Raw genomic sequence first — 14,015 nt, 5'->3', positions numbered from 1 at the left:
TATATTATTTTGTAAAGTTTGATTCAAATTTGATGTCAAGGGCATCGCCGGTAGTAATTGTTCCAAAAATTGCCGTTGGCGGATCCACTCCAAAATCGGTCATTTTGATAGTTTTGCTTCCTGAAAGAGCTATTTCAGACTCCCCAATTTTCATATCAAAAGTGATTTCAATCGGTTTGGTTTTGCCAGCTATTGTTAGATTTCCAGTTGCAACTACATTACAGCTATTACTGGTAGAACAGTTAATGCGCTTCACCTTAGTTAGCTTAAAGGTTATTTGCTTGTACTTTCCTGTATTTAAAGCTTTATAAGTATTCTTGTCCATGGAGGATTTTCCACTTTTTAAACTTTCAGCCTTTACAGTAAAATCCAGTTGCTTTATTGCAATGAGTTTTCCGTTTTCAAAACTTGCTGCAAGCTTGCCTTGTTGGCTTTCTGCAGTTATCTGCCAATCGTGAATATTTGATGTGCCGTCTATTGTTAATGTGGAAGCAGCATTGTTTAATTGGTATGTTTGAGCCACAGAAATTTGTGAAGAAAAAGCCATTACTATTAGGCTTGCGGTTACTAATCTTAATTGATTTAAGGTTTTCATAATTTACTTTTTTAATTCCCAACAAAGATATATTTTGACTTCCTGCTGCATTATGACAATGGTCACTAAACACTAGTATTTACGGTGGATTCAGTATTATTTGAACAAAAGAAATTCTAGGAATTTTAGGAAGTATCGGGAACCCCTATTAACACTATAAAAGCTAATCTGAATGTTAAGAAAGAAAGATGGAAAGAGTGTATTTATAAATTGGGAATGTGGATAGTATAACCACAAAATTGCTCCCCTATTTTTTATATATAATATATAGGAGTAGAAGAAAAAACTAAGATGAAAAATTGAGAGGAAATAAATACGCAATTAATAATGCGAAAGCAGAGTTGGCTATACTGAAATCTCTTTAATGCTATAGAGTTTGGGAATACTAACTTTCCAACCATAAGTATCATGAAGCTTCACCCTTAAAGCATCCTGAGCACTAGCTTCGCCATGAATAAGAAATACCTCTTCAGGAGCGTTCTTCATGTTACTTGTCCAGTCTAATAAACCTTGTTGATCTGCGTGTGCCGAAAGACTTTCTATATGTTCTATTTCCGCTTTTACAGGATAAAATTTACCGAAGAATTTTAGTTCGTGCGCTCCTTCTAACATTTGTCTTCCGCGAGTTCCTTCGGCTTGGTAACCTACTAATAAAACTGTAGTGTTAGTTTTGTCTATTAGCTGTTTCAGATAAGTCAAAACTCTTCCACCAGTTACCATTCCACTTCCCGCAATAACTACTTTTGGCTGTGGATTATCTATGGTTTCCCAAGTTTCTTTATAGGAAGTAATAATATTCATGCGTTTATTCATCGCGTTGAAATCCTTCATTGGCAGCTTATGCCAATCCGGAAAATTCTGAAATACCGAAAGCACATTGTTACCCATCGGACTATCAATAAATATTGGAATATTTGGAATTTTGTTTTCGTTATACAGTTTCCAAAGTAGAAACATTAGTGTCTGCAAACGTTCCACTGCAAAAGAAGGAATAATTAAATTACCACGATTGTGGATGGTTTTGGTAATGAGTTCCACCAGTTTTTCTGAAACACTTTCCTGCGGATGTAGCTTATTGCCGTAAGTGCTTTCTATAAAAAGATAGTCAGCTCTTTCGGGTTTTTCTGGTGGGAAAAGCAATAAATCTTCCTCCCTACCAATATCTCCAGAAAACACAAATATTTTGCCATAAATATCAAGTTCTATAAAAGTGGCACCAATAATATGCCCGTTATATCGAAAACGATATTTTATGTTCTCCGTAAGTTCAATCCATTGGTTTTTTTCTTCAGCTTTAAAAAAACCCAGTGTAACCTCAGCTTCTTGTAAGCTATAAAATGGTTCGGTGGGTTTGTGTTTTGAATAGCCTTCTTCGTTGGCCTTTTCTGCTTCCTCTTCGTGAATTTTGGCACTGTCCAACAGAATAATTTTTGTGATTGCAAGCGTTGGCGCAGTACCAATAATTTTGCCGCGGAAACCTTGTTTTACCAATCGTGGTAAATAACCAGTATGATCTAAATGACCGTGCGTCAATAATACCACATCAATTTCAGCAACATCAATCGGCAGGTGTTCCCAGTTTTTTTCGCGGAGTTCCTTTAAACCTTGAAACATTCCGCAATCTATCAAAAGATTTTTCTTGGGAGTTTCAATCAAAAATTTTGAACCAGTTACGGTGCCAGCAGCGCCCAGGAAATGGATTTTTATATTTGGCATAACTATTTTTTATTGCACAGAAGTTTAATTTCATCTAAAATCCGCTCTTTTCGTGTTTCGGAAATTCCCAAATGATCTAGGTAGAAAGCGTCATTTATTAATTGTTTACAAAGCACAACATCGCGGCTAAGTAGAAATTGCTTTTCGCGCTCACTAAGCAAAGTGGAAACGGTTACAGGATAAAGGCCCAAACGGTCTATGCGATCTCTAATTCCGTTATCTTTTGGAAGATCCCAACTTAAAAGATAAAGGTTTGCGCATTTTCCGTACGTTATGGCATCTTCGGTAAAACGGGTATTTGTAACAACCCAACCTTCGTTCGGTTTTTCAACATTATCATTTTCACCAAAATTATTGAGAATGTCTCTATAGCGCGAATGGATATACAATGGAATTTTCACATTGCAATTATTACCTTCATCACTGTGAAATTTGCATTCAGCCACAATATATTGGCCGTTTTTACGTGCAACTACATCTACTTCGTGGGTTACACATTTTCCTTGAAAAAACTGACCGGTTTTTACTTCATAACCGCTATAAAAAAGTAAGGCACCCACAAATTTTTCAAAAGGAAAACCTGTGGGGCCTAATTCATAAATTGCTTTTTTCAGCTTATATTTTGAAGCGTAACCTTTTTTCTTTTTTTTAAGAAGTGCAAAAGCACGATTGTAAATCTCTTTTGTTGAAATACCTTGATAAAGTTCATCGCGAACGTTGCTAGAAATTTCCTTCACCATTGATTCTTCCGCGCCACTTTTTCGAAGGGAGTTTTCTAATTTTTCAATTGAAAATTTTGCTTTTTCTCCAGAGTATTTTACAACTTCAATATTTGAACTGTTTTTAGCCATCAAAATTAATTTCTCAAATCGTGCATTGCTAGTAGCGGAACAGTAGTGTGCATACCAAGTTCTTTAACCAATGGATTTGAAAATATACTTCCAAAGAAGTTGTGTTTTTTATTAACGAAAGCAATCATTTCACTTTCTCGGCTCTGCACAAAGCAACGCACGCCATCTTGCAAATCTATATCGTAAAGTTTGTGATTGGTGAAATCTGCTCCACCCAGAATTCCTTCTAACAAGGCCTTATTAGCTAGCTGATCATCACTTAATTTTTTGCCTTTTTGAACGTGCAGAATACGAATTGGTGCATTTGTTAATCGTGATATTTCAACCAAAGTTTCCAATTCTCTTTCTTTATAATGTGTTTTAAAACTGGTTGGAAAAACAATCTCATTCGGATCTTTATATAGCGTATTTGCAGGAATGGCAAGCACTGGGCAGTTTCTTATCTCCTCCATTGCATTAACGGAATTACTACCAAGAATTACAGTATTATCGTCCGTTTCTCCGCGGGTTCCCATAATTACAAGTTTTATATCTTCCTTTTCAATGGTTTTTTTCAAAACGTCGAAGAAGGGACCAAATTCATTTTTAAAATTAAATTCGTGATTATCATTTTTATCATAAATATCCATCTGAAGTTTCAACATCTCCATTCTTTTTTCAGAATTTTCCTTAACCGTCATTTGTGTTTTCTCGGACGGTTTAGGAACTAAAAGATTATCTTTAGAATACCCAGAATGGTAATATGTATGTAAAATAATGAACTCACAAGATTCTCTTTTATAAAGCTCCATTGCGTATTTAATAGCATTGTAGGCGTTTTTCGAAAAATCTGTAGGGATCAGAATGCGTTTTTTCATCTTTTATATTTTTAATTATTGCTTAATTTTCTTTGTAAGCTACTAATTTTTAATGGGAATAACCAATGTGGGCACATGTGTATGTTTCCCTACCCTACTAACAACGGGTTCACGGAACAGTTGTTTTAGAAATGCGTGCTTGTGATAAACCAAGGCTAATAAATCTATATTTTCGTTATCTATAAAGCTGTGAAGTGTTTTAGAAATATTTGTCTTTTTCGGAACAAAGTGAAATTCAGTATCATATTCCGATAGGTCATTTTTATAGTGCTCCAGGTTTTGTTGTTGTTTAGCGTCCAATTCACTTTCGGCGCCAATGTGAACTAAATGTATGATGGAATTATACTGGCGTACCAAACGAACAATAGGTCGTAAATTCGATAACTGGTAAAAATCGTTGTAGTCTGACGCAAATGCAATTTTTGTTGGAATTACAAAATCCACCTCGCGCGGTACGATAAGCAACGGACAACCTTCCAGTGATTTTGTGATTGTAACAGTGGTACTTCCCACTAAAACATCTTCTGCTCCCGTGCGACCTTTACTACCCATTACTACAAGGTCTATACCTTCAGTAGAAACTAATTTATTTATAGTTTTTGCCAAGCTTGCAGGTGTAGAAATAACTTCGAAATTATGCGGAACCTTAGTACTGTCTAATTTAATTTTATGCATTAATTGAATCCCATCTTCTTCAGAATGACGATACAGTTTTTCGATTATATTATCTGAACGGCCAATATCTATACGGCTTGTAAGTTTACCTACTTCTTCCCCAAAAGAGTGTAGAATGGTTATGTGCAATGCTTCATCACTAAAAAGCTTTGTAACATAAAATAATGCCGCATACGCGTTTTTAGAGAAATCGGTTGGAACAAGAATTTTTTTCATATGTATAAAAAATTTAAGATAATTGAACTTGAAATACCCAAAATACTTATTTCAGTCGCGCTAAAATTTGAAGGTGAGAATTTCATATTTATGATTTTTAAAAGTTTTATCGGGGCAAATTTTGAAGTACTAAAAATGGAATATCAATCTGTAATCCTATTTTTTCGACAGTTGATTGATAAAGAATATTTTCCAAATATGAATGTCGAGTATTTATTAAAACCAGCATATCTATTGGGTTTTCAATAACAAAGATGTTGATGGTGTTTGTAACATCGCTTTCTGCCGCTTGATGAAAGTGAATCTGATTACCTTCAAAAGAAGCTTTCAGAAAATCTTTATTATCCTGCTGGCGCAATGACAATGATGGAAATTTGGAGACGTAAAGAAAATCTACTTTGCACGCAAAGCATTTTGAAAAAGTGCTTACTAGTTTTAATTCGCGTCTTTTGTACGGTAATTGAAAGTCTGTTGAAAATAATATATTCTTCGGTTGCACATCGCCATAACCTGCTGGAATAGCAAGTACGGGGCATTTTACATATTTAATAACCTGAAGCGTATTGCTGCCAAAAGTGAGTTTTTTATCTGCAGTTTCACCCTTGGTGCCCATAACTACCACATCAATATTTTCTTTTTCAACCCAATCGTTGGTAGCATCTACTAACTGTCCGAACTCTGCAATTGTAAGAATTTTATGTTTCGGGTTTGGGGAAATTTCAACAATTTTAGCTCGAAATTCCTCCAAAGCTTCCTTTGCCCTCGCAAGCGTTTTTTGTTGAAGTTCTTCAAAGATTTCATTTGCTAATCGTGTTTTTGCGTCATACACTTCATCAGCAAAAGCGTGGAGTAGATAAATCTCTGCATGGTCATATTTAAATAGCTCCGAAGCGTATTTAATTGCGTTCAGTGAGTTTTCAGAGAAATCAGTTGGTACTAATATTTTTCGCATGGAGATTTATTTAAATTTAACTACGTAAAGATAACCAATAGAACACCCTTAAAATATGACAATTATCAATCAATAGCTTGATTTTTAGCGAATAATTAATAAAGAGCAACTTCAATATTTTGTAAATTGTACTAAAAAAATAATGAAGCCTTCTCCATTTACATACTTAGCCATAACCACGCTAATACTTGTTACGGTTGCAATTTTTGCCGCAATGGGTTTTCCCTTTTCTTTGGTGTTTTATCTCACAGTTATTGGTCAGGTATTTTTGGTGTTTTCAGTTGTAAAAGTTCTAAAAGACGATTATACTACAGACAAAACCTTTGAAGATTTTTATGAAGATTTTCCTATTGATCGGGAGGAAATGTTTCTATAATATTTTTCAAGCTAAGCGTATTCAATATTCAAATTGAAAAATTACTCGTGCAGTATTAAAAACGGCACTTCGTATGGAAAAGAGATTGATTTGTTTAGCTGTTTAAAAAGAAGTCGTTGTGTTAAATTTAAATTTTTTGCCACTAACGCTATCAAATCTATTTCCCAAGTTTCTACAAAATCTTGTACTCCGGATTCAATATTTTTATTTTCTAAAAAATGAAAACTGTGTTTAGCATCTTTGAAGAAATAGTGCAAAAACCCTTTATTATCGGTTTGCGATGCGGTCAATACAGCATTTTGAGAACGAATGTGAAGAATTCTAAGGGCTGCTTGTTGCAATTGTAGCATCTCTGATAGCCCGCTGGTCACTTTGCTGCGGTATATGCAGTTGTAATCTGTTAAAAACGCAATGTTATTTATTTTATTAAACCTTGCATTTTCAGGAATTACAAATACTGGGCATTTCACTTTAGTTATTACTGCGCTGGTATTACTGCCTATTTCGTTTCTATCAATTTTTGAAGCCCCTTTTGTTCCCATCAAAATATAATCAATCTCCTTTTCGTAAATATGTTTACGAATGGCCTCCACTAAAAGTAAATTTTCGTGAATACTATAAAATTGATGCTCGGGGTTTTTAGCCAACAGCAAGCAGGACTTTATTTCTTCCTGCATCATTGCAAATGGCCCTTTAATTATATGCTTTTCTGTTCCTGTTTCAAGCAACAAATCTGGCTCTTCATCTTTTTGTAACGAATCTTTCAGTGAAATGTGAAGCATATAAAAATTCACTGGTATATCGGCAAAATATTCCAACGCATAGCGAATTGCATTGTGTGAGTTATCGGAGAAATCCGTTGGAATTAATATATTCATCATTACATCAAAATCTTACCGACAAAAATATTTGTATACGTCGGTATAGGAAATGATATAAATCAGTTTAAGAAAGTTTGTCCTTAGATTATCGTTGAAAACAACTGTAAATGGTGAAAAATAAAAGATTATTCAATATTGCGTAGACTTTCCAAATCTATAATACGAATGTCGCGACCTTCAATTTCAATAATGCCTTGCTTTTTAAAATCTGAAAGCGTCCGTATTAAACTTTCAGTAGCAATACCAGCAGTTGTGGCAAGGTCATTACGCGAAATTTTAAGCGGTGTATCGGGTCTTTTATTCATTACCTCCACAAAAAGAAGAATGGTAGCAGCTGTTTTTTTACGAACAGAACTGTAAGCCATTTTCACCAATTGTAATTTTATGTCGGAAAGATTATCGGTTAACAAATTCATCAGTTCCAAAGAAATATCTTGACTTTTTTTCAAAATATCTTTTACATATTTCTTTGAAATGCCAACAACTTCCGTTTCTTCCACGGCTGTGGCAGTTTCATTATAGGGAATGTTATCATCAAAAGATGTAAAACCCAAAAAGTCGTCGGCTTTATAGAGACCAGTTATTAATTCTTTAGCGTTAGCATCCATTGTGTGTGTTTTCACAACACCTTTTAGGATGAGAAACATACTGTTTGAGTGATCGCCCTTTTGATAAACAGTTTCTCCTTTTTTATATTTTGCAGCTGTACCTTCATCGCAAAAATAATTTTTTAACTGATTAAGGTTCTGTGGATTTTCATCATCTTCAGCTGAAACTTGCGATTGATTATTTGAACGCATCGCCATAATAATCGCTCTAGCTAAACGGCTTTCCACGGCGCTTATCAACTCCTCTTCATCAAAAGGTTTGGTTAAGTAATCATCGGCACCCATATCCATTCCTTTTCGAATTTCTTTGTGCTCCGTTTTTGCAGATAGGAAAATGAAAGGAATATGCTTCGTTTTTTCTTCCGAAGAAACGCTTTCAAGTACTCCATAACCGTCAATTTCGGGCATCATGATATCGCAAATAATAATATTTGGAATTTCCTTTTTGGCTTTATCAATACCAATTCTTCCATTTGCTGCCGTGATTACACTATAACCGGAAAGCTCCAAAAGTTCAGCAGTATTCTCTCTTAATGCTATATCGTCTTCAATAAGAAGTATTGTTGTCATATTAATTTAAATTTTTATTTGTGGGGAACGTAATTGTAAACTTGCTCCCTTTGCCTATTTCACTTTCAAAAATAATTGTACCGCCCAAACTTTCTAAGTGGCTTTTTACAATATTTAAACCTATCCCTGTGCCTTGGGTGAGTAAAGCATTTTCTGCACGAAAATATCTATTGAAAATAAACTTCTGCTCCTTTTCTGGAATACCCATTCCTTCGTCTATAATTTCTATAGTAAGTAAATTATCTTTTGGAATTACAACCACATCAATTGTTGTAAATTCTCGGGAGTATTTTATAGCGTTATTTATTAAATTGGTAAGAGATAATTCTAAGATTTTTTCGTCAAAATGAACCGTAATATCGTCAACATTATTTGGATAGCCAATGCGTTGACCATCTTTTAATAACATGTTTGAATTATAGATTACCTCGTTAACTACTTTGCTCAACGGGAAAGTATCAAATTTATACGTGGCTTTACCCGATTCTAAGCGTTCTATGGATAAAAAGTCATTCAGAATATTATTTAAATACTTTACTTTACTATGAATGGTTTTTAAATGCTTCTCTCGTTTCTCCTGTTGATCGGTCTCCGTGTATTTACCCACAAGTGTAGCCGAAGTAAGAATGCCGCTTAAAGGTGTTTTAAACTCGTGCGAAACAAGCGATAGAAACTTTGTTTTCAACTCATTCAGTTCCCGTTCCTTTCGAAGCGATTCTGTTATTTTGTATTCTGCTTCTTTACGTTTTGTTACTTCTTCTTTTAACTCGTTAATAGTATTATTCAGCTCTTTGGTGCGGTCATTAATCTTTTGCTCCAAATACAAATTAAGCTCTAGAATTTCCTTCTCTTGGTTTTTACGAACAGAAATATCTGTTACAAGCGCCATTACATATTTGCTTCCGTATGCCTCAAATGGGTTAAGTCCTGCCTCTACAGGAAAAACACTACCATCCTTTCGCAAGCCATAAAGATCACGCCCATGTCCCATCTGTCGCGGGTCACTTTTTTCCAAAAATCCATCCACTTGTTTGTGATGATTTTTCACATAATCTTTCGGAATCAATACATCTAATTTCCTGCCGGTAAGTTCATTATGCTCATAGCCGAACATCATATCGGCAGCCTCATTAGACGTTACAATCTCTTGTTTCTCATTAACAATAACAATACCTTCAGAAATTGCTTCAGATAGAATCTTGAAAATATTCCCTTTTTTTTCCTCAAATACCTTCATTCCCCAAAAGTAAGGATTTAAAACAGTTTTCGAGAACTGATTTATGTCATAATATTTCAGAAAAATTCATCTTAGTTTTACATTATTAAAAATCATTAAAAATATAAGATCATGGGCACAGAGGATAAACCGCAATTGCTGTTTTACCAAAAGATGGGAGAGCTTTTTTATGCAATCGCAGCAGCCGATAAAGTAGTGCGAAAAGCAGAATACAGCACATTGAAAAATATTGTAGCAGAAGAGTGGAAAAATCTTGATGATTATGAAGATCCATTCCATACCGATGCCGCATACCAAATAGAAATTGTATTTGATTGGTTTGATTATGAGCAACTTGACGCCAATGAATGTTTTGAAAGTTTTGCCGATTACCACGCAGAAAATTCCCAGCTTTTTACAAAAGAAAGAAAAACGCTAATTTGGAAAACAGCAAACGCAATTGCAAATTCTTTTTCGGGTAAAAACAAAAGTGAGGTGATAATGCTCGCCAAATTGAAAATGCTTTTTGAAAATTAAAATAACTAAATAGACATTCCTTTTTTTCGCACTAATTCTTTCCCTATTTTTATGATTCAAAACCCAAAAAACATGAAATTTTTTCTGTCAATCGTATTTCTTTTCACATTAATCGCTTGTAAAAACGATCCTAAAAACGAAGAAATCGACACTTCTACTCCACTAAACAACCAAGAAGAAATTGTAGATTCCTTAAGCGTTTCCGATAAGAATTTAGAACTGCAACAAAAAACACTCAACTTAAAACGAACCGAATTACTAGAGAAGAGAGATTCAAAAGTTGAACTGGAAAAACTCCTTATTTCGAAATCGTTTTTAAAAGAAGGTAATTGGTATACACTGGATTTTAAATATCCATATCTAAACGAAAAAATTAAGCCACAATTTGAAAATTTCAACGAATATATAAGCAAGTTTTACTTAGATGCCAAAGGTGTTGAAAAACAAATTTTGGAAGAAAAACGACTGTGCGATTCCTTAGGTATTCCGAAGCAAAACGAAAAGCGTACGGTAGATTATAAAATTTACAACCTCAACGATAGACTTATAAGCGTACTTTTTTACAAAGAAAATCAATACACTGGCGCAGCTCATGCAGCCTATACTTTTGACTGTCTAAATTTTAATTTAGAAACGGCTGCTTTTATGAAGTACGAAGATTTCTTTAACAATGGCACCGAAGAAGAGTTACGCGAAATATTAAATACGCTGTTAAAAAATAAAATAAATTCTGGCGAAATGTATTACGATTGTTGGGCAATTTCTGCCGACGATTTCTTTAACGCAAAAAACAACTTTGTTATTAACGACGATGTGGTAGAATACTATTTCGACGATTGTATTATCTGTCCTTCCTACACGGGTACGTATTCTATTCAAATTCCGTTGGAAATGTTGATGCCTGTTTTAAGAAAATATAAAAAGAACCCACTTCTTGGCTAAAACCTATTATTATGAAAAGCAATTTTAAAGAAATAATAAACTCCGAAACCCCAGTGTTAGTAGATTTCTTCGCAGATTGGTGCGGCCCGTGTAAAATGCTGGCGCCGATTCTAAAACAAGTAAAAGAAGAATTAGGCGAAAATGTGAAAATCGTAAAAATAGACGTTGATAAAAACCAACCGTTATCGGCGCAATATCAAGTGCGCGGTGTTCCTACAATGATTTTGTTTAAAGACGGAAAACAGCTTTGGCGACAGAGTGGTGTTCTGCAAAAAAACGAAATAGTTGCTATCATTAATCAACACAAAAATTGACGAAACTTAGTAGCTATATCGACCACACTTTATTAAAAGCTACTGCTACACCCGAGGACATTATAAAGCTTTGCAACGAAGCGAAAGAATATAACTTTTATGCGGTTTGCGTAAATAGCTGCTACGTTTTATTGGCTGCAAATGAATTAAAAAACAACGCTGTAAAAGTTGCAGCGGTTGTTGGTTTTCCACTTGGAGCAAACAGTTCTAACGCCAAAGTTTGCGAAGCAAAACAGTGCGTAAAAGACGGCGCAGACGAAATAGACATGGTGCTAAACATAGGTTTGCTAAAGGCAAAATCGTACAAATTAGTACGCGATGAAATTGCTGCGGTTAAAGCAGCAATAGGCAGCCGAACTTTAAAAGTAATTCTCGAAACCTGCTATTTAACCGACGTCGAAATAAAACTAGCCTGCCAAATAGCCGAAGATGCGGGCGCAGATTTTGTAAAAACCTCCACTGGTTTTGGAACAAACGGCGCTACGGCACACGCAGTAAAAATAATGGTTGACGAAGTAGGCAACACTTTAAAGATAAAAGCCTCCGGCGGAATAAAAGATACCGAAACTGCTAAAAAATATATTGAAATGGGCGTTAGCAGAATTGGCACTTCTTCAGGAATTGAGATTGTAACTTCCACAAAAAAAGATACAGATGAGCACACATATTGAAGCCAAAGCTGGAGAAATTGCAGAATCGGTTCTCCTTCCTGGCGACCCAATGCGCGCCAAGTGGATTGCAGAAACTTTTCTTGAAAACGCAAAATGTTATAACGACGTTCGCGGTATGTTGGGCTATACGGGCACTTTCCAAGGAAAACAAATCTCGGTGCAGGGAACTGGAATGGGCATTCCTTCGGCTCTAATTTATTGTCACGAGCTTATAAAGGATTATGGGGTAAAAAACCTAATTCGTGTGGGTTCTGCGGGTAGCTATCAAAAAGATATAAACTTGCGCGATATTGTTATTGCAATGGCAGCCTCCTCTACTTCGGGAATTAATAATACACGCTTTGTAAATTGCGACTACTCGCCTACTGCAGATTTTGATTTATTTATGAAAGCTTCAATGTATGCGAAGGAAAATAACATTCCTATAAAAGCTGGCAACGTACTTTCCAGCGATCAGTTTTATGAAGATGATTTCAATAGTTATAAAAAATGGGCAGATTTTGGCGTGCTTTGCGTAGAAATGGAAGCCGCTGGACTTTACACGATTGCAGCAAAATTTAATGTGAAAGCGTTAGCTATTTTAACTATTTCAGATTCTTTAGTAACTGGTGAAACCACTACTGCCGATGAACGTGAAGGAAGTTTTTCAAAAATGATTGAAATTGCGCTAAACACAGTAGTTTAGAAATAAAAAAGCAGGAACTCAAAATTGAAGCTCCTGCCTTTACGTTAATTGATGTCGATAGCAATTAACTATACTTTAAATGTGATTACTGGCAAATCTGAGTGGTTTACCACATCTTCCCCAATACTTCCACTGAAGAAATGAGCTAAGCCCTGACGCCCTTGTGTAGGCAACGAAATAATATCTGCATTGCTTACTTGGCTATAACCGAAAATTCCAGCTTCAACAGAATATTCATTGTATTGAACAACTTTGTTCAAGCATTCCAACGGATTTACTTCACCTGCGATTTTCAAGAAGTTGAGAATTCGTTTTTCAATTTCGCGTGTACTACGGAAATCGCCAGCAAGATTTATATAGAGCATTTGCATGTTAATACCCAAAGCAGCAAACAATTTTTGCGCGCGTCTGTACGGCCCAACTGAGTTCTCTAAAAAGTCGCAAGCAAAAACTCCAAATTCTGGATTAAATTTTTCGTGACGATGCTTAATTACTAGCACAGGAATTTCAGAAGTACGCACTACTTTTTCAGTGTTACTACCTACAAATACTTCCTTTAGGCCAGAACTTCCGTGAGATCCCATTACAATCAAATCTGCTTTAAAATCGATTGCTAAGTCGTTAATTTCACTGAAAATTTTATAATTGTGCACAGTTTCGGTAATCTTAATTCCCTCCAAATAATCTTTGTCTAGGAATTCCGCAAAACGTTTTTCTGCCAATCGCATATAAAACATTGCCTCAAAAACCTCTTTGCTTTCATCTCGAGTTACAACAGAATCTGTTAGACCCATCATGTGTACCGCAATTATTTCGGCATTTTGCTTTTTGGCAATCGATGCGGCTACTTCTAAAGCGTATTCAGAATGTTCGGAAAAATCTACGGGTACTAATATTTTTTTCATCATTTTTTAATTTTAATGAGTTGTGAATTTTGCTTTGCGTTTTTTAAGCTGCTTTTCTAAATCGGAAACAGTTTCTTTTGCTGCCGCTTCAAAGGTTGCTTCTGTAGAAGTTGCAAAAATTTTGGGCCCGGGAAGGCTTAGTTCCATTTCGCAAATGTTGCCTTTTCCGTAAACATTATTCTCCATTTTAAAGCTAACATCGGCTCTAATTAGCCACTCATATTTTTCAGCAATTTTCTGAAGTTTTTGCTCCACATATTCATTCATCGCCTCACTCGTAGGCATCTTCACGTATTGAATGTTTATAGTCATAATACTTTTGATTGGTTAATAATTCAAATATATCCAGAATTTGTGAAATTTAAAATGATTAAAGTCATATTGCAATAGTATTGCAAGCATCGTTGTTTTAAACGCACAAAAAATCCCGCTTACAATTATTTGTAGC

The 14,015-nt window shown here is 35.1% G+C and carries 17 protein-coding genes; 6 read left to right on the top strand and 11 right to left on the bottom strand.

All coding sequences use genetic code 11. The features are described 5' to 3' along the window. Positions 1-4 precede the first annotated feature (4 nt). The 6 genes from AC3RVG_RS08035 to AC3RVG_RS08010 all read right to left on the bottom strand — a co-directional run bounded on the left by AC3RVG_RS08035 (position 5) and on the right by AC3RVG_RS08010 (position 5,862). On the bottom strand, positions 5-595 hold the full coding sequence (locus AC3RVG_RS08035; RefSeq protein WP_489690932.1) for a YceI family protein: 591 nt from the start codon (positions 593-595) through the stop codon (positions 5-7). A gap of 345 nt (positions 596-940) precedes the next feature. Then, complete coding sequence (locus AC3RVG_RS08030) at positions 941-2,311, bottom strand: MBL fold metallo-hydrolase RNA specificity domain-containing protein (RefSeq protein WP_489690931.1); 1,371 nt, start codon at positions 2,309-2,311, stop codon at positions 941-943. Between the two features lie 2 nt (positions 2,312-2,313). Further along, positions 2,314-3,162 (bottom strand): ATP cone domain-containing protein, encoded by an 849-nt coding sequence (locus tag AC3RVG_RS08025; RefSeq protein ID WP_489690930.1) that lies wholly within the window; start codon positions 3,160-3,162, stop codon positions 2,314-2,316. A 5-nt stretch (positions 3,163-3,167) separates the two neighbouring features. Beyond that, a complete protein-coding gene (locus AC3RVG_RS08020) occupies positions 3,168-4,019 on the bottom strand; it encodes a universal stress protein (protein ID WP_489690929.1) in 852 nt (283 codons plus the stop codon). A gap of 42 nt (positions 4,020-4,061) precedes the next feature. Continuing rightward, positions 4,062-4,910 (bottom strand): universal stress protein, encoded by an 849-nt coding sequence (locus tag AC3RVG_RS08015; RefSeq protein ID WP_489690928.1) that lies wholly within the window; start codon positions 4,908-4,910, stop codon positions 4,062-4,064. 106 nt (positions 4,911-5,016) lie between these two features. Further along, the gene (locus tag AC3RVG_RS08010; RefSeq protein WP_489690927.1) at positions 5,017-5,862 is read right to left on the bottom strand and encodes a universal stress protein; all 846 of its coding nucleotides are present in this window, start codon (positions 5,860-5,862) and stop codon (positions 5,017-5,019) included. A 142-nt stretch (positions 5,863-6,004) separates the two neighbouring features. Between AC3RVG_RS08010 and AC3RVG_RS08005 the strand changes: the two genes are divergently transcribed. Then, entirely contained in the window at positions 6,005-6,238 is a 234-nt protein-coding gene (locus tag AC3RVG_RS08005; protein ID WP_489690926.1) for a hypothetical protein, read from the top strand. A gap of 41 nt (positions 6,239-6,279) precedes the next feature. Here the strand turns inward: AC3RVG_RS08005 and AC3RVG_RS08000 are convergent, their stop codons facing one another. The 3 genes from AC3RVG_RS08000 to AC3RVG_RS07990 all read right to left on the bottom strand — a co-directional run bounded on the left by AC3RVG_RS08000 (position 6,280) and on the right by AC3RVG_RS07990 (position 9,534). Then, positions 6,280-7,119: a universal stress protein gene (locus AC3RVG_RS08000; protein ID WP_489690925.1), complete on the bottom strand. Its 840-nt coding sequence runs from the start codon at positions 7,117-7,119 to the stop codon at positions 6,280-6,282. A gap of 125 nt (positions 7,120-7,244) precedes the next feature. Continuing rightward, positions 7,245-8,297, bottom strand: a complete 1,053-nt coding sequence (locus tag AC3RVG_RS07995; protein WP_489690924.1) for a response regulator — start codon at positions 8,295-8,297, stop codon at positions 7,245-7,247. A gap of 1 nt (position 8,298) precedes the next feature. Beyond that, on the bottom strand, positions 8,299-9,534 hold the full coding sequence (locus AC3RVG_RS07990) for a PAS domain-containing sensor histidine kinase (protein WP_489690923.1): 1,236 nt from the start codon (positions 9,532-9,534) through the stop codon (positions 8,299-8,301). Positions 9,535-9,645: 111 nt separating this feature from the next. On the opposite strand from AC3RVG_RS07990, the gene AC3RVG_RS07985 reads away from it, so the two are divergent. The 5 genes from AC3RVG_RS07985 (at position 9,646) to deoD (ending at position 12,662) form a co-directional block, all read left to right on the top strand. Then, positions 9,646-10,050 (top strand): hypothetical protein, encoded by a 405-nt coding sequence (locus AC3RVG_RS07985; protein ID WP_489690922.1) that lies wholly within the window; start codon positions 9,646-9,648, stop codon positions 10,048-10,050. 72 nt (positions 10,051-10,122) lie between these two features. Continuing rightward, positions 10,123-10,992 (top strand): DUF3298 and DUF4163 domain-containing protein, encoded by an 870-nt coding sequence (locus AC3RVG_RS07980; protein ID WP_489690921.1) that lies wholly within the window; start codon positions 10,123-10,125, stop codon positions 10,990-10,992. Positions 10,993-11,003: 11 nt separating this feature from the next. Then, positions 11,004-11,306 carry a thioredoxin gene (trxA, locus tag AC3RVG_RS07975; RefSeq protein ID WP_489690920.1) on the top strand — a complete coding sequence of 101 codons (303 nt, stop codon included), beginning with the start codon at positions 11,004-11,006 and terminating at the stop codon, positions 11,304-11,306. After that, positions 11,303-11,977, top strand: a complete 675-nt coding sequence (gene deoC, locus AC3RVG_RS07970; RefSeq protein ID WP_489690919.1) for a deoxyribose-phosphate aldolase — start codon at positions 11,303-11,305, stop codon at positions 11,975-11,977. The genes trxA and deoC overlap by 4 nt, the downstream gene beginning before the upstream one ends. Beyond that, positions 11,961-12,662: a purine-nucleoside phosphorylase gene (gene deoD, locus AC3RVG_RS07965; protein WP_489690918.1), complete on the top strand. Its 702-nt coding sequence runs from the start codon at positions 11,961-11,963 to the stop codon at positions 12,660-12,662. Before deoC ends, deoD begins: the two co-directional genes overlap by 17 nt. A 68-nt stretch (positions 12,663-12,730) precedes the next feature. Here the strand turns inward: deoD and AC3RVG_RS07960 are convergent, their stop codons facing one another. Beyond that, entirely contained in the window at positions 12,731-13,570 is an 840-nt protein-coding gene (locus AC3RVG_RS07960; RefSeq protein ID WP_489690917.1) for a universal stress protein, read from the bottom strand. 9 nt (positions 13,571-13,579) lie between these two features. Then, positions 13,580-13,879: a ribosome hibernation-promoting factor, HPF/YfiA family gene (gene hpf / locus AC3RVG_RS07955; RefSeq protein WP_489690916.1), complete on the bottom strand. Its 300-nt coding sequence runs from the start codon at positions 13,877-13,879 to the stop codon at positions 13,580-13,582. Positions 13,880-14,015 lie beyond the last annotated feature (136 nt).

The sequence above is a fragment of the Aequorivita sp. IT1282 genome (genome assembly GCF_058068205.1).
This window is presented reverse-complemented; position numbering and strand designations above follow the sequence as displayed.